The sequence below is a fragment of the Butyrivibrio sp. AE3006 genome (genome assembly GCF_000424165.1).
Classification (GTDB): domain Bacteria; phylum Bacillota; class Clostridia; order Lachnospirales; family Lachnospiraceae; genus Butyrivibrio.
The window spans coordinates 19283-39092 of sequence record NZ_AUJJ01000017.1 but is presented as its reverse complement, the minus strand read 5'-3'; the positions used below and the strand labels follow the sequence as shown (position 1 = coordinate 39092).

Genomic DNA, 19810 nt, shown 5'->3' with positions numbered 1-19810 from the left:
AACGTGATTAGTATAGCACAAAGATAATAAAAATGGTATATTATTTAATGTGCGCTTTTCTTAATTAAATAGCACATTTTTATGAAAAAAGTTTTAAAAAGTATGGGTGGATATGGCTACAGGTAATACAAAAAGACCCGGAGGTCGTCCGAAGGGAACAAAGAATACAAAAAGATCATCGACTGCAAGGAGAACTGATACCAGGAATCAAAACGAGGTTTTGGACTATTCATTAAGTAGTGAGGTTTCTCTGATTCTGTTTGCTGCGATTACGGTCTTTTTATTTTTATGCAATTTTGGAATATGCGGTAGCTTTGGTAATGTGTTAAGCGGTATTATGTTCGGCGTTTTCGGCATTACAGCTTACATTATACCTCTTGTGATTTTTGCATCTGCTGCACTTTTATTATCTAACGGAACCAGTCCTGCAGCGCTTCGCAAGGTAATATCGGGACTTGTCCTGCTTCTTGTAATTGCAATGCTTTTGGAGCTTGTTACCGGAAGAGTTGAGGGCATGACTACCTTTGACGGAGCAGGCTTATATAAGGCTGCCAGTGAAGCCAGAAATGGCGGCGGATTCATAGCTGGAAGCATAGCATATTTTCTTTATCATAATCTGTCACTGGCAGGTACTCTTATCGTAATGCTGGTGGTTTTCCTTATCTGTGCAGGACTTTTCACACAGAAATCCGTAGTACGCGGAATGAAGCGTGGCGGCAGAAGAGTCTACGAAAAGACGAAGCAGGGTGCTCTTGAATACAGAGAGTATATGGATGAGAGAGCAAGGCTTCGAGAGGAAGAAAGAGAGAGAATCGAAGAGGAAAAGCAGCTTCTTCTTGAACAGAAGGAGGATGAGAAGATACTTCGAATGGATAAAAAGGTATCCGGAGTAAGCATGGATACCCGTATAACTGAGGATGAAGAAGAGAGGGATGAATTCGAAGGACCGGAGATTCACCTGCTTGACGGCGATGGATATGATATGGATGAGGTTCCTGCTCCAGAGGATCGTCAGAATACTCATAATGTCTTTATTCCTGAAGAAGAAATCCATGATGACATCCACGAGATACGTTATAATCCTGATATAGTCACAGAGGAAGGTGCTGATGGTCAGTTTACACTTAAGGCTGACAAGATAGCAGCTGATGATACTCATAAGATAGAGCTTGCAGCTACTGATGATGAATATCAGGAAGAAGAGCATATTATTGATACTTATGCTCAGGATGAAGAGGATGTTGATGAAGAGGAGGATATTTTTGAGCCGGAGATAACTTCTCCTCTTGCTCCAAAGCGCCCCGTTGCGAGACTGTCTAAGGTTGCCGAGGAAGACTCCTTTGATAATGATGAGATCCCGATTCATTCCGAGAATTTTGCTCCTGATTACAATGGAGAATACAAGGTTCATTCGACTGACTATGTAAAGAGTAAAAAGAGTGAAGAGAGAATGCAGCAGGCTAAGGAGAGATCTGTGGTTAGGCCTCCTGCTAAAAAATATGAATTCCCTCCCATCAAGCTTCTTGCAAAGGGCATAAAGGGTAAGGGAGATTCCGAGTCCTATCTTAGAAATACCGCTAAGACACTGGAAGAGACTCTTGCAATGTTTAACGTAGTTGCCAAGATCACACATATCTCTCAGGGACCATCCGTTACCAGATATGAGCTTCAGCCTGAGGCCGGAGTAAAGGTTAGGAAAATCGTTGATCTGTCTGATGATATCAAGATGCATCTTGCAGCTACAGATATCAGAATTGAGGCGCCTATTCCAGGTAAATCCGCCGTTGGTATTGAGGTGCCAAATAAAGAGAATTCACCTGTTGCGGTAAGAGACCTTATTGACAGTGAAGAATTCAAAAAATCAAAATCCAATCTTACCGTTGCTGTTGGTAAGGATATTGCAGGTAAGATTGTTGTTACGGATATAGCCAAGATGCCACACCTTCTTATAGCAGGTGCTACAGGATCCGGTAAGTCCGTATGTATCAATACTATTATAATGAGTATTATCTACAAGGCAGATCCTGAGGATGTAAGGCTCATCATGATCGATCCCAAGATTGTTGAGCTGTCTGTTTATAACGGAATTCCTCACCTTCTCATACCTGTTGTCACAGATCCCAAGAAGGCAGCCGCAGCGCTTAACTGGGCCGTTGCCGAGATGACAAACAGATATAAGAAGTTTGCAAATGCAAAGGTACGTGATCTTAAAGGCTATAATGCACTTTGCGCTCAGAGTAATGACGAAGAGATGCAAAAACTCCCTGAGATCGTGGTTATTGTAGATGAGCTTGCAGACCTTATGATGCAGTTTAAGAATGAGGTCGAGGATTCTATAGTAAGACTTACACAGCTTGCCCGTGCTGCCGGTATTTATTTGATAATTGCAACCCAGAGACCTTCCGTAGATGTTATTACAGGTCTTATTAAGGCGAATATTCCAAGCCGTATTGCTTTTGCGGTTTCAAGTGGTGTTGATTCAAGGACAATCCTTGACAGCTATGGCGCAGAGAAGCTTATCGGTAAGGGCGATATGCTATTCTTCCCCAGAGGCTATAACAAGCCGGCCAGGGTACAGGGCTGTTTTGTTTCTGATGAAGAAGTGCAGGCTGTTACTGATTTTATTAAGAACCAGAATGTTGAGACTGAATATGGCGGAAATGTTCAGGAAGAGCTAAATAGCTTTGAGGTTTCTTCAAAATCCGCACCTTCAGCGGCAGGCGACAGTGCAGATGCAGGTTCTGATGTAGATCCTCTTTTTGCACAGGCAGGAGCTGCCATTATTGAAAAAGAAAAGGCATCCATCGGTATGCTTCAGAGACTATATAAGATCGGCTTTAACAGAGCTGCCAGAATTATGGATCAGCTCAGTGATGCAGGAGTTGTGGGACCTGAAGAGGGCACAAAGCCCAGGAAAATTCTTATGACAAAAGAAGAGTTTGAACAGTTCATGGAGTCAAACCCTTCTTAAATATAACCATGTATCCAGATGTTTATTGAGGAGGTTTCAAAATGGCATTTAAGTCAGACATCGAAATTGCAAGAGAGGCAGAGCTTTTACCTATCGGTAAGGTAGCAGAGACTATCGGTATTACAGAAGATGATCTTGAGTATTATGGAAAATACAAAGCTAAGCTTACGGAAGACTTTTTACAGAAGATATCAGACAGACAAAAGGGCAAGCTTGTACTTGTAACAGCTATCAACCCTACTCCTGCAGGAGAAGGTAAGACCACAACCAGTGTTGGTCTTGGCGATGCACTTAACAGACTTGGCAAAAAGACAATGATTGCTCTCAGAGAGCCTTCACTTGGTCCATGCTTTGGCATAAAGGGCGGTGCCGCAGGTGGCGGATATGCTCAGGTTGTACCTATGGAGGATATTAACCTTCATTTTACAGGTGATTTTCATGCAATTACATCTGCCAACAATCTGCTGGCAGCTCTCCTTGATAATCATATTCAGCAGGGTAATGAGCTTGGCATAGATACCAGACAGATAATCTGGAAGAGATGCGAGGATATGAACGACAGAGCCCTCAGAAATATAGTTGTTGGTCTTGGCTCCAAGATGGACGGCTTTGTAAGAGAGGATCATTTTGTAATCACTGTTGCATCTGAGATCATGGCGATTTTATGTCTTGCAAAGGATTTAAAGGACTTAAAGGAAAGGCTTTCCAGAATAGTTGTTGCATATAACTATGCAGGCGAGCCTGTTACAGCTAAGGATCTTAAAGCTGTTGGCGCAATGGCAGTTCTCCTTAAGGATGCCCTTAAGCCCAACCTTGTTCAGACACTGGAGCATACACCTGTATTTATCCATGGCGGTCCCTTTGCCAATATCGCTCATGGCTGCAATTCCATAAGAGCTACAGAAGCAGCGCTTCATTTATCTGATATCACAGTTACAGAGGCGGGCTTTGGTGCTGACCTTGGAGCTGAGAAATTCCTTGATATCAAATGCAGAATGCATGGACTTAAGCCTGACGCAGTAGTTCTTGTTGCTACCATCAGAGCTCTTAAATATAACGGTGGAATCCCTAAGGATAAGCTCTCAGATGAGAATCTTGATGCTCTTAAGAAGGGTATTGTGAACCTTGAAAAGCATATAGAGAATATCCAGCAGTACGGTGTTCCTGTTGTTGTAACTCTTAACAGCTTCCTTTCAGATACAGCTGCTGAGATAGAATTCGTTAAGAAGTTCTGCGAAGAGAGAGACTGCGATTTTGCTATTTCAGAGGTTTGGGAAAAAGGCGGCGCAGGCGGAGAAGAGCTTGCTAAGGCTGTAATCAACACTCTTGAAACAAAAGAGTCTCACTACGCACCTATCTATGCTGATGATCTCTCACCTGAAGAGAAGATTGAAACAGTTGCAAAGAAGATTTATGGCGCATCAGGCGTAAGCTATGCCCCTGCGGCTAAGAAGCAGCTTAAAAAGATTGTAGATATGGGATTTGGAAATCTCCCTGTATGTATGGCTAAAACACAGTATTCACTTTCTGATGATCCTGCGCTTCTTGGAAGACCTGAAGGGTTTGAAATCACTGTACGTGATGCTTATGTATCAGCTGGAGCAGGCTTTATCGTAGCTATCACAGGAAGTATCATGACAATGCCGGGGCTTCCCAAGACACCTGCAGCATTCTCAATTGACGTTGATGATAACGGCAATATTGAAGGATTATTCTAATATAACAGCATGTAGAAGGAGCATTCTTTCTAAGCACAAATAATAAGAACGGAGCGGACATAATTCTATGGAAACTAAGATAATTGATGGAAAAGCAATATCTGCAGCAGTTAAGGATGAGGTTAAGGAAAAGACAGCCCTTTTATTTGAGAAGTTTGGCGTAAAGGCATGCCTTGCCGTAATTCTTGTAGGATCTGATCCTGCATCTGCAGTTTATGTAAGAAATAAGAAAAGAGCATGTGAATATGTGGGTTTTGAATCCTTATCCTACGAATTACCGGAAGAAACAACCCAGGATGAGCTCATTGGTCTCATTGATAAGCTCAATGCAGATGATAAGGTTCATGGAATTCTTGTCCAGATGCCCCTTCCAAAGCATATAGATGAGAAGACTGTAATTGACAGAATAAGTCCCGCTAAGGATGTGGACGGCTTCCATCCCATGAGTGTAGGAGCTCTGTGCATTGGAGAACCCGGTTTTGTATCCTGCACACCTGCAGGAATCATTCAGCTTCTTAAAAGAAGCGGTGTAGAGATCGCAGGAAAAGAGTGCGTAATTGTGGGCAGAAGTAATATCGTAGGTAAGCCCATGGCACTTTTGATGCTTAGAGAAAATGCCACAGTTACGGTTACACATTCTAGAACCAAAGACCTGCCGGCAGTTTGCAGACGAGCAGATATACTTATCGCTGCAATCGGTAAAGCAAAGATGATAACAGAAGACTATGTAAAAGAAGGCGCTGTAATAATCGATGTTGGAATAAACAGAGATCCTGAATCAGGTAAGCTCTTTGGCGATGTTGATTATGAAAATGTATTTGATAAGTGCAGTGCCATAACTCCGGTTCCCGGAGGTGTAGGTCCTATGACCATAGCAATGCTTATGAACAACTGCCTTGAAGCAGCAATCAGATTATCAGGAGCGAAGCTGTAAATGAAATGTCCCAAATGCGGAGCCACAATTCCGGATGGACTTCTTTATTGTGAAATTTGCGGAGAAGAAATTAGTTTCGTACCGGAATTTGACCCAGAGGTTGAAAATCAAATAGATGCGACCCTATCTGATATGGCGGATAACCTTAACAGTGCGGATTTTGACACTAAAAGACTTCATCTTATAAAGTCCAATCAGCACAGTATCAGTCTGAAGGCAATGCTTCCTGCGATCATAAAGGGAGCAACGATTTTTATCATAGCTCTGGTTGTATGTCTGATTATTATTAAGGGCATACATTCAGCCAAAAGCAATGAAGAGCAGGCCAAGGACTACTATGTTAACGGCAATTATGACAAGGCCATTGAGATGCTTATGTCTGCCATAGCAGAAGTGCCTGAGGATGATACAGAAAAAAGGTCTGAGCTTTTATTTGAGCTTTACGGATATCAGACAGAAGCAGGATATGAGGAGTCTGCAAGAGATACTCTTTTCGAGCTTACAAACGAGGAGCTCTATGATAAAGAAACTGTTTCTACCGCAGCCGGATATATCATAGATTATTACCTTGAGAATAAGGACTATGAATCCATAAGCTCTATGGTAGAGGGATTTGCGGATGCAGGATTAAGGTCAAAATACGCTGAGTATTTATCCGTAAAGCCCACAATTTTCCCTGAAGAAGGTGAGTATGAGAATTCACTGGAAGTGACCATGGGTAAGGATTCTCAGGGTGAGATCTATTATACGGTTAACGGTGAGGATCCAAATACTGACAGCATCATGTATGAGGCACCGCTTATTCTTGAAGAAGACGGTGAATACATCGTTAAAGCTGTATTTGTAAATAAGTATGGAATATTGAGTGATGTGGCAACGGCGGTTTACACACTGTTAAATACAGGACCGGCGGCGCCGGAGGTTCTTGAAGAGAGCGGAGATTATTCTCAGACAACAATGATTGCCGTTGTAAGTGAGCCAGGCTGTTCAATTTACTACACAAATGACGGCTCAGATCCGGATGAGAATTCCACGCCTTATATTTCGCCTATAAATATGCCGGTTGGAACTACCACCTACAAGTTTATAGCAGTAGATGAGAACGGAAAGTACAGCGATATTGTAGAGAGAACCTACCACCTTACATATTCAAGACTTGTATCTGTAGATCAGGCAAGAGCCAGCATTATACAGATACTTCTTAAGCTTGATATCATACTTGATGGCAACGGAAGTATAAGAGGCGGTGGTCACTACGAGTATATGTATGACGGTGATATAGAGATCGAAGGCTCCGGAGAATACTATGTATTCAAAGAGACACTTATGGCAAACGATGGAACCACAAAAGACACAGGACTTTTGTATGCGGTCAACACCCATGACGGTAAGGTCAACAGGCTTGGATACGACTCAAGTGGAAAATATACCCTTATCACTATCTCAAACAGATAAGAATTTAACACTTTAACGAGTCAAAGCTTGAAAATATCGCGGCTTTACTATATGATTTTTTATTAGGTATTGAAAAGAATTTTAAATACAGGAGGAGAACAATGTTCAAAATTTTAGAGGCAAATGAGCTTGCAGCGAATATTCATCAGCTTATCGTTGAAGCACCTCGCGTAGCAGGCACATGTTTACCCGGACAGTTTCTTATTGTTCGCGCAGAGGAGGATGGAGAGCGTATTCCGCTGACCATCTGTGATTACGACAGGGAAAAAGGAACTGTCGAGCTAGTTGTACAGGCACTTGGAGCAGAATCAAGAAAGATTTGCCGCAAGAAGGCAGGCGATACCCTTGCCGACGTTGTTGGTCCTCTTGGAAATGCTTCCGATCTTTGCAGTGAAGATATCGAAGAGCTTAAGAAAAAGAAAATCGTTTTCATTGCAGGTGGTGTAGGTACAGCACCGGTTTATCCTCAGGCTAAATGGCTTAAGGAGCAGGGTGTTGAATGTGACGTTATCATCGGTGCAAAGAATAAGGATCTTGTAATTCTTGAAGATCGTTTTAAGAGCGTATGTAATCTTTATGTTACAACTGATGATGGATCTTACGGCAGAAGCGGTATGGTTACAAAGTGTCTCCAGGACCTCTATGATGAGGGTAAGAGATATGATCACTGCGTAGCTATCGGTCCCATGATCATGATGAAGTTTGTTTGTAAGCTTACAAAGGAGCTTGATATACCTACTGTTGTCAGCATGAATACTATCATGGTTGACGGTACCGGCATGTGTGGTGCATGCAGACTTACTGTAGACGGTCAGGTTAAATTCGCTTGTGTAGACGGACCTGAGTTCGACGGACACAAGGTTGATTTTGATCAGGCTATGATGCGAATGAAGCTGTATGCAACTGAAGAAGGACGCCTTGCTCTTAAGGAGCAGGAAGGTGATACACACCATGGCGGTTGCGGAAATTGCGACTGAGAACCTGTTAACAAGTATTCAATAATTACAGATTGGAGATAAAGATGGCAGTAGATGTTTGGAAGAGAATACCGGTTCGCGAACAGGATCCCAAGGTTCGTGCAACCAATTTCGAAGAAGTATGTCTTGGATATAACAAAGAGGAAGCAGAAGATGAGGCAACAAGATGCCTTAACTGTCCTAATCCTCAGTGCGTAAAGGGATGCCCCGTTTCTATCAATATCCCTAAGTTCATCATGGAGCTTAAAGAGGGCAATGTAGAGAAGGCTTATCAGACTATCAGTGAGTCAAGTGCACTTCCCGCTGTTTGCGGACGCGTATGTCCTCAGGAGAGTCAGTGCGAAGGTAAGTGTGTAAGAGGTATCAAGGGTGAAGCCGTTTCAATCGGTAAGTTGGAGAGATACGTAGCTGATACAGCAAGAGAGATGGGCATTAAGCCCCAGGGCGCAACAGAGAAGAAGAACAAGAAGGTTGCAGTTATCGGTTCAGGTCCTGCTGGTCTTACCTGTGCAGGTGATCTTGCAAGAATCGGTTATGATGTAACTATTTTCGAAGCTCTGCATGAAGCAGGCGGCGTTCTTGTATATGGTATTCCTGAGTTCCGTCTTCCCAAGGAAGCAGTTGTTAAGAAGGAAATCGAGAACGTTAAGTCTCTTGGCGTAAAGATCGAGAAGGACGTTGTTATCGGTAAGTCTGTAACTATCGATTCTCTGATGAAGGATGAAGGCTTTGAAGCTGTATTTATCGGTTCAGGCGCAGGCCTTCCCAGATTCATGAATATTCCCGGTGAGCAGGCTCTTGGCGTATTCTCAGCTAATGAGTTCCTTACAAGAAGCAACCTGATGAAGGCATTTTCAAGTGACAGCACAACACCTATCATGCATCCTAAAAAGTGCGTAGTTGTAGGTGGTGGTAACGTTGCTATGGACGCTGCAAGAACAGCACTTCGTCTTGGTTCTGAGGTTCACATCGTTTACAGACGTGGCGAGGAAGAGCTTCCTGCACGTAAGGAAGAAGTGGAGCATGCTAAGCAGGAAGGAATCATTTTCGATCTTCTTTGCAATCCTGTTGAGATCCTTGAGGATGAAAACGGATGGGTTAAGGGCTGCAAGTGCATTCGAATGGAGCTTGGTGAGCCCGATGAAAGTGGAAGAAGAAGTCCTGTTGAGGTTGCAGGTTCTGAATTTGAGATCGAGTGTGATGCAGTAATCATGTCACTTGGTACAAGCCCGAATCCTCTCATCTCCAGCACAACAGATGGTCTTGAGATCAACCGTCGTAAGTGCATCGTTGCTGATGAAAACAACGGACAGACCTCCAAGGATGGCGTATTTGCCGGCGGTGATGCCGTTACAGGTGCCGCTACAGTTATCCTTGCTATGGGTGCAGGTAAGGCTGCAGCAAAGGGCATAGACGAATACTTATCATCAAAATAAAGAGGACACTATGGTTTATCAGAGTAGCAGTGATAAGGCAAAAGAGAATCATTCAACCGGCTGGATGCTGATAATAGTAGGTGGTTTGGGATTTGTAGGGGACATCATATTTTTTATGATGAACCCTATGAATATGCCCATGTTTAACAGATATTTATCCTGTGGCGTTATGGGAGCACTGTTTGTGCTCTTTTTCGTCATGGGTATTTTGTCTGTTAGGACCTATAAGATTTTCAGTGTGAAAGCAAAAGAAGAAGATAATGTGCTCAGACAGATCAGAGACTGGTGCGAGAGCGAGCTTTCAAAGGAAGTTATCGAAGAGGATATCGCCAGTGTAGGTGAGGATGAGTCAGTATTTTCAGGTGAAGGTACCATGTACTTTAAGAGATGTGAGTATATTAAGAATCGCATCAGAAGACAGTATATGAACCTTAATGAAGATATGCTTGATAGTTTTGTTGATGAATATTATACACAGGTTTACGGAGATGAGACTTGATAAGCATTGATATTTTATGCGTTGGTAGAATAAAAGAAAAATATTGGAATGATGCAATAAGCGAATATTCAAAAAGACTTGGCAGATATTGTAAGCTTAATATTATAGAGGTTCAGGATGAGAAAACTCCCGATAATGCCCCCGAAGCCATTGAGAATCAGATTAAGGCGAAGGAAGGTGAGCGGCTGTTAAAGGCCATAGACTCCAAGGCTTTTGTTTATGCGCTTGCAATAGATGGAAAGAAGTTTTCATCGGTGGCTTTGTCAGATGCAATTGATAGTAAAGCTACATCCGGGTACAGCAAAATACAGTTCATTATAGGAGGATCTCTTGGTCTTTCCGATGAAGTGTTACGGGCTGCAAATGGGAAAATCAGTTTTTCCGATATGACATTTCCTCATCAGATGATGAGAGTCATTTTACTTGAACAGATATATCGTTCATACAGAATCATAAATGGAGAACCCTATCATAAATGAGTAATATTACTGAAAAGAAGATTTTGCTCAGTATTGAAGAAATGCAGAGCATTTTCGGACAGCATGATAAATATATACGTAAGATAGAAGATAATCTCGGTGTTGAAATTATAGATAGAAGCGGTGAGCTTCACATTATCGGTAAGGATAAGGATGTAAGCAAGGCCTATGGTATAATAAAGGAGCTTGCGGGTTTATCTGATTCCAATAATGATATTGAAGAGCAGAGCGTTAATTATGCTATTCAGCTCTCCGAGGATCCTTCAGAGGATGAGGAGAATGCGCAGGGGAGCGTACTTAGTCAGATAGATGCTGATGTCATTTGCCACACAATCAGTGGAAAACCTATTAAGCCAAAGACCTTAGGTCAGAAGAAATATGTGGATGCTATCAGAAAAAATATGATAGTATTCGGACTTGGTCCTGCCGGAACAGGTAAGACCTATCTTGGCATGGCTATGGCAATTACAGCTTTTCAGAAGGGTGAGGTAGAGAGAATTATTCTTACAAGACCTGCTATAGAAGCCGGTGAGAAGCTTGGATTTTTGCCGGGAGACCTTCAGAGTAAGGTAGATCCATACCTTCGTCCTTTGTATGATGCTCTTTATCAGATTATGGGCGCTGATAATTTTGTTAAGAATATGGAGAAGGGACTTATTGAGGTTGCGCCTCTTGCATATATGAGAGGACGTACTCTTGATAATGCTTTCATTATTCTTGATGAAGCACAGAATACCACACCTGCCCAGATGAAGATGTTTTTGACAAGAATAGGTTTTGGTTCCAAGGTCATCATCACCGGTGATGCTACCCAGAAGGATCTTCCATCCGATACCAAATCTGGACTTGATGTGGCGCAGGCAGTCCTCAAAAAAATAGATGATATCTCATTCTGCAATTTGACCAGCCGCGACGTCGTAAGACATCCTCTGGTTCAGAAGATTGTTAAGGCCTACGAGGACTTTGAAAAGGGCAAAAAGAATGATTCAAGGATATCAGCTATAAAGAAACGGGAAAGACACTAATTCTTATGAGAGACAATGAAACAAAAGAAATAACAGAAACAAAAGAAGTAAAAGAGATTAAGGAAAACAAAGTATTAGAAGCAGTTTTTGACATAAGTGAAGGACCTATAAAAGTAATATTTGCATCTATATTTTTCGTAACCGGAATAATGGTGACACTGTTTTCATATCTGTATGGTCTTAAGGTGGAAGCCATCATCAGAAACGGAGTTACGGGTTTTCTCTGCGGTGGCATTTTAGTATATATGCTTGTGGATGCCAGTACCAGAGGCCTTTTTGCATATGATAACGGACAAAAGAGAAACAGATTTGTTATCTCGTATTATGTATCACTGATTTTAGCTATGTTTCTTCCGATGATAGCAATTGAAACATGGCCCTATTTATTCGTATTTTTATTGCTTGGTCTTTTCTCAACCAACGAGATCGGACTTTTTTCAGGATCCTTCCTTGTTATGTTTTCGGTTCTTCTGGAAAAAGAAGGCAATTACGCAGAGTTCTTTATTTACTTTATAGCGGGAGCGGTTATTCTTACGCTGCTTCGCGATCTTAATGAGACAACCAAAATCGGAGTTCCGGTTTTTATCTCAATGACTTTGCTGATGGTTCTTATCGTAGCTTACGATATTATGTTCCAGAACAGAACACTTAGCATAGCAATGCTGGTTGTACCTGTTGTTAACCTTCTGATATCAATTATTTTGATCATGGTTCTTCTGAATCTGTTCGGAGTATATGTAATCAGAAAAAGTAACGACAGATACATGGATATCAACGATACGGAATATCCGCTTTTGGTTCAGCTTAAGGAAACTGATAAGGATGCATATTTTAATGCTATTCATATTGCGTACCTGGCTGAGAGAATAGCTCTTGATCTTAACTTAAATGCCAGAGCCGTTAAGACCATGTCTTATTATTACAATATCGGAGTAATCGATGGCTCTAAGACCTGGGATGAGGTTAAGCATTTTTATATTGAGAATAATTTCCCCGAGGAAGCCATGGAGTATCTTGAGGAATATATTGTAAATGACAGGAGCAAACAGCTTTCAAAGGAAGCTGCTGTTATATATATGAGTGAGACGGTCATTGCATCCATCACTTATCTTTTCGGTAAGGATAAAAATGCCAAGATCAATTATGATGAACTCATAGAGAAGGTATTTGCTCATAAGATGAATAACAAGGAGCTTTATAACTACAATATTTCTCTTTATGAGCTTGACCACATGAAGGCTCTTATGAAGAAGGAGAAGCTTTATTATGATTTTCTTCGTTGAAAATGAAACAGATGCAAAGTTTGATTTTGACATTGAAGAAGTTGCAAAATCAGTGGCAGAAATGGCTCTTAAGAAGGAGAACTGTCCCTTCGATGTACAGCTGAGCCTTCTTATTACTGATGATGAAGGAATAAAAGAGATGAACAGGGATTTCCGCGGGATAGATGCTCCTACGGATGTTCTTTCTTTTCCCAATATAAGCTATGAGCAGCCTGGGGATTTTGAAGCAGCACTTGGCGAGCAGGAAGTTGACATAACAGATCCGGACAGTGGACTTATCGTTCTTGGGGATATTGTGATAAATGAGAACAGAGTCAGAGAGCAGGCTGCTGAGTTTGGACACAGCGAAAAGAGGGAGTTTGCCTTCCTCGTAGCTCATTCCATGCTTCATTTATGTGGCTATGATCACATGGAGGAGGATGAAGCAAAGGTAATGGAAGAGAAGCAGGAAAAAGTTTTGGAGGCCCTTTCTATAACCAGAGATTGAGGCATAATTTTCGGGTGGAGTCATGGAAAAAAGTATGAAAATAAGACCTGATGTCGTTCTGGCATCCGGATTTTTATCTATATGTATGATGATGGTTCTGTGCGTTGTTTATTACAAGATTACGGGACCTGAAGGAGCGGGCTTTATGTCGGCTCCTATTGCCATGTTTCTGATGGGATATGGAGTTCTCATAATTGCATTTGAATCTGTTACCAAAGAGATGGTAAAGAGTCATCTTCACAGACAGCAGATGAAGATTGCAGGTGATAACGTTAAGAGGCTTATGCTCATAAGCTTTATTTGCGGACTTGTACTTGCGCTTTTATGTGCTGCTTTTTCCAGAGTATTCGCTCTGATGGTATTTCATTCTTCAAGAAGTTTTTTTGTACTATTTACAATTGCCCCAATACTTTTATTTATGAGTGTTCAGGGTGTTTTGAGAGGATATCTTTGCGGAGCAGGATTTTCTGCGGTTTCAGTTTTCTCTAATCTGATACTCGTTGTTATTACCTTTGTTTTATCTATTATTTTTTCGGGAATTGGGTATAAGTACGGACTTAAAGTCAATGCGCTTATGCACGTAGATGACATTGCATCTGCTTATGGCGCAATCGGAGCAGCCCTCGGTATTACTGTTAGCTGCTTTGTCAGCTTTTTGTTCATCGTAATTATGGTGCTGATTCACAGGGGAAGACTTCATGCACTTGCTGAAAACAGCGCTCCCATCAAGAATCCCGGACAACAGAGATTCCTTGGAGAGCTTATTCCTTTGTGGGTTGTTTTCGCTCAGGGCGGATTTCTTCTTTTCATGGACGAGTGTGTTTATCTTATGGTGGCTAACAGCGTTCATCCAAGTGAAAACAATATCAGTAACTGGGGCATCTATATCGGACAGGTAATAGCTATTACGGTATTTATTATATTTATCTGTACCGTACCTTTTTCAAAGTCCTGGTTTAGTATCTTTATCAGCATCATGAAAAAGGATTATAAGATGGCAAGGGCGAAGATTCAGAATCTTGTTCATTTTGAAGCAATGCTTGTATTTCCTGTGACAATTTGGTTCATGGTTCTTGCAGGTACCTTTACGGCACTTTTGTTTGGAAAAACTAATCACTCTGCTGTTAATATCATTGCTATAACAGCACCACTGGCTATTCCGGGTGTATTTCTTCTGTTCCAGACATTTTTGCTTGTTCAGCTTAAGAACAGACTACTTGTGCTTTTTAATTCTGTTATCGGAATCGCTGCTCATATAGCAATACTAATAGTTATGTCCGCAGCCTTCAGCTTTGGTATACATGCATCTATAGCTGCATTTGCTGCGATGATAATCCTTGAGACAGTGCTTGGATTTTTTGAGATCAGAATGATGCTTGATTATAAGCAGGAGTTTTTAAGACCAATATTTAAGCCGCTGCTTGCAGCAGGAATATCAGGGATTCTGACCCTTGCCATCGACAGACTTCTTGTTAATCTCATCGGCGAAGCTCTGACCCTGATAATAGCTCTTGTTTTATCATATTTACTTTATATGGTAATGCTGATTGTATTAAGAAGCGTGAACAGATATGAGATTGAACGTATGCCTTTTGGTGATCAGTTTGCGCTTATCTACGACAAATTAGAGAGTAGATAAATTTTTATATATGGCTTGCTGCCAGAAACCAAAGAATCAGCTGACTTTGAAGAATGGAGAGGTATATGACATCAGCAAGAAGAATTCTTGTAGCCGGAGGCGGTGCTGCAGGTCTATGCGCTGCCATAGCTGCAGCCAGAGAAGGTGCGCAGGTAACTATAATTGAAAAAACGGACAGCTGTGGTAAAAAGCTGTCCATGACAGGTAACGGCAGATGTAATCTTTCAAACTTTGAGATGTCTGCCGATGCTTTTAATGAGGATTCCAAGGGCAGGATGAAAAAGTGGCTGGGTAGGTTTGGCGTACAGCAGACCGTTGAGTTTTTCACTTCTCTTGGACTGATAATTGATAACGAGGATGGATATCTATATCCAATAACAGGCCAGGCCACATCTGTTGTTAATGTTCTTGTAAAAGAATGTGAAAGGCTCGGTGTGACCTTTGTCTATAATGAGCAGTTAAAAAAGATACTTCCCATAGGTTCAGATGGAGCACCTTGTTTTAAAGTTATAACATCGAAGAATGAATACGAGGCTGACAGAGTAATCCTTGCTACCGGCGGGCTGGCAGGACCTAAGAGCTGTGGCGCCACAGGTGATGGATACTATATCTGTGAGCAGCTGGGAATGAAGGTTAAGGATACATATCCTTCTCTTGTTCCTCTTTTATCTGAGGATGAGACTCTTCCTGAAAAGAGCGGTGTCAGAGCTTACGCAACAGTTTCCTTTATGATAGGGGACGGAGTATTTGCTTCCGAATACGGAGAGGTTCAGATTACTTCCAATGGAATTTCCGGAATACCTGTAATGCAGGCTTCCGGCCTTGTTGCACAGCATCTGTCAAAGAATAGACCTGTGACAGCAACAATCAATTTCTTTCCATACTATGACAATGATCAGTTTGAACAGCTGATTGATAAGATGCTAAATCTTCCTGGAGACAGACGATTAGAAGATCTGTTATCCGGATTTTGCAATTCAAATATCAATGAGATGATCCTTAGACGTATGAAGCTTTCAGGAAGTATGAAAGCCAAAAATGTTGGCGCCAATATGCTTAAGTGCATCCTTAATACTTACAGGGATGTCCGCATTGAGATTAGTGGTGTCAGTGATTATAAAAAAGCTCAGGTTACAAGGGGCGGAATAAGCCTTGGAGATCTGAGCGATGAACTAATGTACAATAAAATGCCCGGTGTTTATGTGGTCGGCGAACTTTGTGATGTTGACGGCAGATGCGGCGGCTACAATCTTCAGTGGGCATGGAGTAGTGGTTATATAGCAGGAGAGGCTGCAAGCTGTCTATGATTAGAATCAGTAACATTAAATTTCCAAATAATGGTTTTGAAAAGCTTCCCCAGGATAAAAAGGAGAGGCTTCTTAAGCTTAAGAGTAATCTTATTAAGAAGTCAGCCAAGCTCCTTCAGGTACAGCCATCAGACATTAAGGATCTGACCATTCATAAGCATTCCATAGATGCCAGGAAAAAGCCTGAGATTTTGGATATTTATTCTGTAAATGTTTGCTTTAGAGACGGTCTTAATGAAGAGAAAATTCTGAAGAGATCAGGCTGTAAGAATGCTCAGACGGTAAATGAGAAACGTTATAAATTCCCTGATGAGCGCAAAGCTGATGAGTCTTTAATGAGAAATGTAACTCCTCAGAAGCCTATCATTATAGGTTCCGGTCCTGCGGGACTTTTTTGCGCTTATGAACTTGCTAAGGCTGGATATAGCCCCATTGTCCTTGAGAGAGGAATGGATGTTGATGAGAGAGTTAAGGTTGTAAATGAGTTCTGGGAAACAGGCATACTAAATACCAAGTGTAACGTGCAGTTTGGTGAGGGTGGTGCCGGTACTTTTTCTGACGGCAAGCTTAACACAATGGTTAAGGATAAGGATGGAAAGGGCTATAGATGCCTTGAGATTTTTGTGGAAAATGGAGCATCCGAGGATATTCTTTATGATGCTAAGCCACATATCGGAACAGATGTCCTTACCAAAGTTGTTAAGAATATGAGGAAAAGGATCATCAGCCTTGGTGGTGAATATTTCTTTGAAACAAAGGCTACAGAGCTTTTGTTTGAGGATGTTCCTTCAAGGAAGGGGAGCCTTAAATATGATAAAAAGATCTGCGGCGTAAGATGCGAGGATGGCAGGGAGTTTTACTCAGATATCGTGGTTCTTGCCATAGGTCACAGTGCAAGAGATACCTTTGCGATGCTTCATAAAAAGGGTATTACCATGGAGCAGAAGGCCTTTGCTGTGGGACTTAGAGTTGAGCACAGACAGAGCATCATAAATAAATCTCAATATGGTATAGATGAGCCTGTAAGCCTTCCGCCTACGCCCTATAAGGTAACAGCCCAGTGCTCTTCCGGATATGGCGTATATTCATTTTGCATGTGCCCCGGCGGATATGTGGTTAATGCTTCTTCCGAGGAAGGCAGACTTGTAGTAAACGGAATGAGTTATTCAGGACGCGACAGTAAAAATGCCAACAGTGCCATAGTTGTAACTGTTGATACCAAGGATTTTGGTAGCAGTGACGTTCTTGCCGGTATGGAATTCCAGAGAAGGCTGGAGGAAAAAGCTTTTGCTACAGGAAATGGCAAAATTCCCGTTGAATATTTTGATGATTTTAAGAAAGGTACAAAAGCCTTAAAAGACGATGATGATGTTCTTGCATCAATAAAAAAGCATGCGAAGGCAGACAGAAATACGCCCTGCGTTAAGGGGGATTATGTATTTGCTCCTGTCCACAGGATTCTTCCTGAGAACATAAACAGCGCTATTGTTGAAGGTATGGAGCACTTTGGCAGGATGATAAAGGGTTTTGATGATGATGAAGCTTTATTCCTTGGCGTTGAGACCAGAACCTCATCCCCTGTAAGGATTAACAGAGATGAAGACCTTGAAGCTATTGGCATAAATGGTCTTTACCCCTGCGGAGAAGGTGCGGGCTATGCAGGCGGAATTACATCAGCTGCAATGGATGGAATGAAGGTTGCTGAGCGCATAGGCACTCATTATCACAGTGCAAAATTCCTTCTTAGAAGGAAGATGATTGAGAGGAGAAATAAGCTCTCTATAGCTGAAAAAGAAAAATATGATGATGCCATTTTTAATAATCTGACAAGCTCAGATTCCTTTAAAAATGCAGAGGACATTCTTATTTTTTGCAGCACCGATGTTGAAGCAGATACCCACAGAATAATCGAGCATGCCTTATATCTTGGTAAAAAGGTGTATTGTCCAAGAATTCTCGACAGAAGAAAGTACCTTATGGAGTTTTTCAGAGTAGACAGTCTCTATGATTTTGAAGAAGGCTCTTATGGCATATCTGAACCTGTGAATTTGTCAGATGACAGAGTATATGATTTTACCGGCAGAAAAACCTTTATCGTTCTTCCGGGACTTGTTTTTGATAAAAAGGGAAATCGCATCGGCTATGGCGCCGGATTCTATGACAGATATATAATTCGCTTTTTTAATGGTAGCCATGATGGTATGATAGAGAGCAAAGCAATTGGATACGATTTTCAAGTGACAGATGATGATCTTACGCCATATATGAACAGTATGGATATACCTGTGAGTGCCATCATCACCAACAGTGGGGAAATTAAAAATGAGTGAAAATGCTTCAGAAATCAAGACAGAGATAAAAGCAATCGGAAAAAGAGCTTTTGATGCCAAATATGAGCTTATAAAGCTATCTACAGAACAGAAGAATAAGGTCCTGTGCGATGTGGCTGACGAGCTTGTAGCTTCTTCAGAAGAGATAATAGCTGCCAACAATATCGATACGGAAAATGGCAGAAATAACAACATGCATGAAGGCCTTCTTGACAGACTTATGCTGAATGAAGCCAGGATAAAGGACATGGCAGAGGGCCTTAAGCAGGTGGCTGAGCTTCCCGATCCTATAGGAGAGAAGCTCTCTGAGTGGACACTGGAAAACGGCCTTAATATCAAAAAGGTCAGCGTACCCCTTGGCGTTATTGGTATTATCTATGAATCAAGACCTAATGTAACGGCAGATGCCTTTGCACTTACCTTCAAGGCGGGCAATATTGTTATATTAAAGGGCGGTTCCGATGCCATTAATTCAAATAAGGCAATTACTGAGGTAATTAGAAGAGTAACAGACAGAAGCGGCTTTAATCCCGATTTTGTACAGCTTCTTCCTTTTACAGACAGAAGCGCTGTTAATGAGCTTTTGACCATGAGGGAATATATTGACGTTATTATCCCCAGAGGCGGCGCAGGACTTATCAGAATGGTATGTGAGAACAGCAAGATCCCTGTAATTGAGACAGGAAGCGGTAACTGCCATATTTACATCGATGAGTATGCAGATATCGATAAGGCTATTCCCATCATAATTAATGCCAAGACTCAGAGAATAGGTGTCTGCAATGCTGCAGAGTCACTGGTTGTTCATGAAAATATAAAGGATAAATTCCTGCCAAGACTTAGCGAAGCTATGAAGGAGAATAAGGTTGAGCTTAGAGCGGATGAGTCATCCATAATCCTTCTTCCAGGTGCCGAGAAGGCAACAGAGGCTGATTTTGGTACGGAGTATCTTGATTATATTTTATCTGTAAAAACTGTTAAGAGCGTTGATGAAGCAATTGCTCACATTAACAGATATAATACCGGCCACTCTGAGAGCATAATCACAGAGAATAAGGAAAATGCTGATAAATTCCTTAAAGGTGTTGATGCTGCCTGCGTTTATGTGAACGTATCCACCAGATTCACCGACGGCTTCCAGTTTGGCTTTGGGGCTGAAATAGGAATCAGCACTCAGAAGCTCCATGCAAGAGGACCTATGGGCCTTAGGGAGCTCACATCTTACAAATATGAAATTATAGGAGACGGTCAGATAAGACCATAATCGTAA

At 41.7% G+C, this 19810-nt stretch carries 15 protein-coding genes; all 15 read left to right on the top strand.

Going from position 1 to position 19810, the window contains the following annotated elements:
• The first annotated feature begins 112 nt into the window (after positions 1-112).
• The 15 genes from G603_RS0109340 (at position 113) to G603_RS0109270 (ending at position 19804) form a co-directional block, all read left to right on the top strand.
• The gene (locus tag G603_RS0109340) at positions 113-2971 is read left to right on the top strand and encodes an FtsK/SpoIIIE family DNA translocase (protein WP_026670062.1); all 2859 of its coding nucleotides are present in this window, start codon (positions 113-115) and stop codon (positions 2969-2971) included.
• Positions 2972-3012: 41 nt separating this feature from the next.
• Positions 3013-4689: a formate--tetrahydrofolate ligase gene (locus G603_RS0109335; RefSeq protein WP_026670061.1), complete on the top strand. Its 1677-nt coding sequence runs from the start codon at positions 3013-3015 to the stop codon at positions 4687-4689.
• A 67-nt stretch (positions 4690-4756) separates the two neighbouring features.
• Positions 4757-5623, top strand: coding sequence for a bifunctional methylenetetrahydrofolate dehydrogenase/methenyltetrahydrofolate cyclohydrolase FolD (gene folD, locus G603_RS0109330; RefSeq protein WP_026670060.1), 867 nt, complete (start codon positions 4757-4759; stop codon positions 5621-5623).
• The gene (locus tag G603_RS0109325) at positions 5624-7078 is read left to right on the top strand and encodes a chitobiase/beta-hexosaminidase C-terminal domain-containing protein (protein ID WP_026670059.1); all 1455 of its coding nucleotides are present in this window, start codon (positions 5624-5626) and stop codon (positions 7076-7078) included.
• A gap of 101 nt (positions 7079-7179) precedes the next feature.
• Entirely contained in the window at positions 7180-8055 is an 876-nt protein-coding gene (locus G603_RS0109320; RefSeq protein WP_026670058.1) for a sulfide/dihydroorotate dehydrogenase-like FAD/NAD-binding protein, read from the top strand.
• A gap of 44 nt (positions 8056-8099) precedes the next feature.
• Positions 8100-9491: an NADPH-dependent glutamate synthase gene (gene gltA, locus G603_RS0109315; RefSeq protein ID WP_026525697.1), complete on the top strand. Its 1392-nt coding sequence runs from the start codon at positions 8100-8102 to the stop codon at positions 9489-9491.
• A 10-nt stretch (positions 9492-9501) separates the two neighbouring features.
• Positions 9502-9990 carry a hypothetical protein gene (locus tag G603_RS0109310; RefSeq protein WP_026525696.1) on the top strand — a complete coding sequence of 163 codons (489 nt, stop codon included), beginning with the start codon at positions 9502-9504 and terminating at the stop codon, positions 9988-9990.
• Entirely contained in the window at positions 9990-10469 is a 480-nt protein-coding gene (rlmH, locus tag G603_RS0109305) for a 23S rRNA (pseudouridine(1915)-N(3))-methyltransferase RlmH (RefSeq protein WP_026670057.1), read from the top strand. The genes G603_RS0109310 and rlmH overlap by 1 nt, the downstream gene beginning before the upstream one ends.
• Entirely contained in the window at positions 10466-11494 is a 1029-nt protein-coding gene (locus tag G603_RS0109300; RefSeq protein WP_026525694.1) for a PhoH family protein, read from the top strand. The genes rlmH and G603_RS0109300 overlap by 4 nt, the downstream gene beginning before the upstream one ends.
• A gap of 5 nt (positions 11495-11499) precedes the next feature.
• Positions 11500-12777 (top strand): hypothetical protein, encoded by a 1278-nt coding sequence (locus tag G603_RS0109295; protein ID WP_026670056.1) that lies wholly within the window; start codon positions 11500-11502, stop codon positions 12775-12777.
• Positions 12761-13264, top strand: a complete 504-nt coding sequence (gene ybeY / locus G603_RS0109290) for an rRNA maturation RNase YbeY (protein WP_026670055.1) — start codon at positions 12761-12763, stop codon at positions 13262-13264. The genes G603_RS0109295 and ybeY overlap by 17 nt, the downstream gene beginning before the upstream one ends.
• 22 nt (positions 13265-13286) lie before the next feature.
• On the top strand, positions 13287-14903 hold the full coding sequence (locus tag G603_RS0109285) for a hypothetical protein (protein WP_026670054.1): 1617 nt from the start codon (positions 13287-13289) through the stop codon (positions 14901-14903).
• 65 nt (positions 14904-14968) lie between these two features.
• Positions 14969-16210, top strand: a complete 1242-nt coding sequence (locus G603_RS0109280) for an aminoacetone oxidase family FAD-binding enzyme (RefSeq protein WP_026670053.1) — start codon at positions 14969-14971, stop codon at positions 16208-16210.
• Positions 16207-18540 (top strand): 5-formyltetrahydrofolate cyclo-ligase, encoded by a 2334-nt coding sequence (locus G603_RS19855; protein WP_081669878.1) that lies wholly within the window; start codon positions 16207-16209, stop codon positions 18538-18540. Before G603_RS0109280 ends, G603_RS19855 begins: the two co-directional genes overlap by 4 nt.
• Entirely contained in the window at positions 18533-19804 is a 1272-nt protein-coding gene (locus tag G603_RS0109270; RefSeq protein ID WP_035792691.1) for a glutamate-5-semialdehyde dehydrogenase, read from the top strand. The genes G603_RS19855 and G603_RS0109270 overlap by 8 nt, the downstream gene beginning before the upstream one ends.
• Positions 19805-19810: the final 6 nt, after the last annotated feature.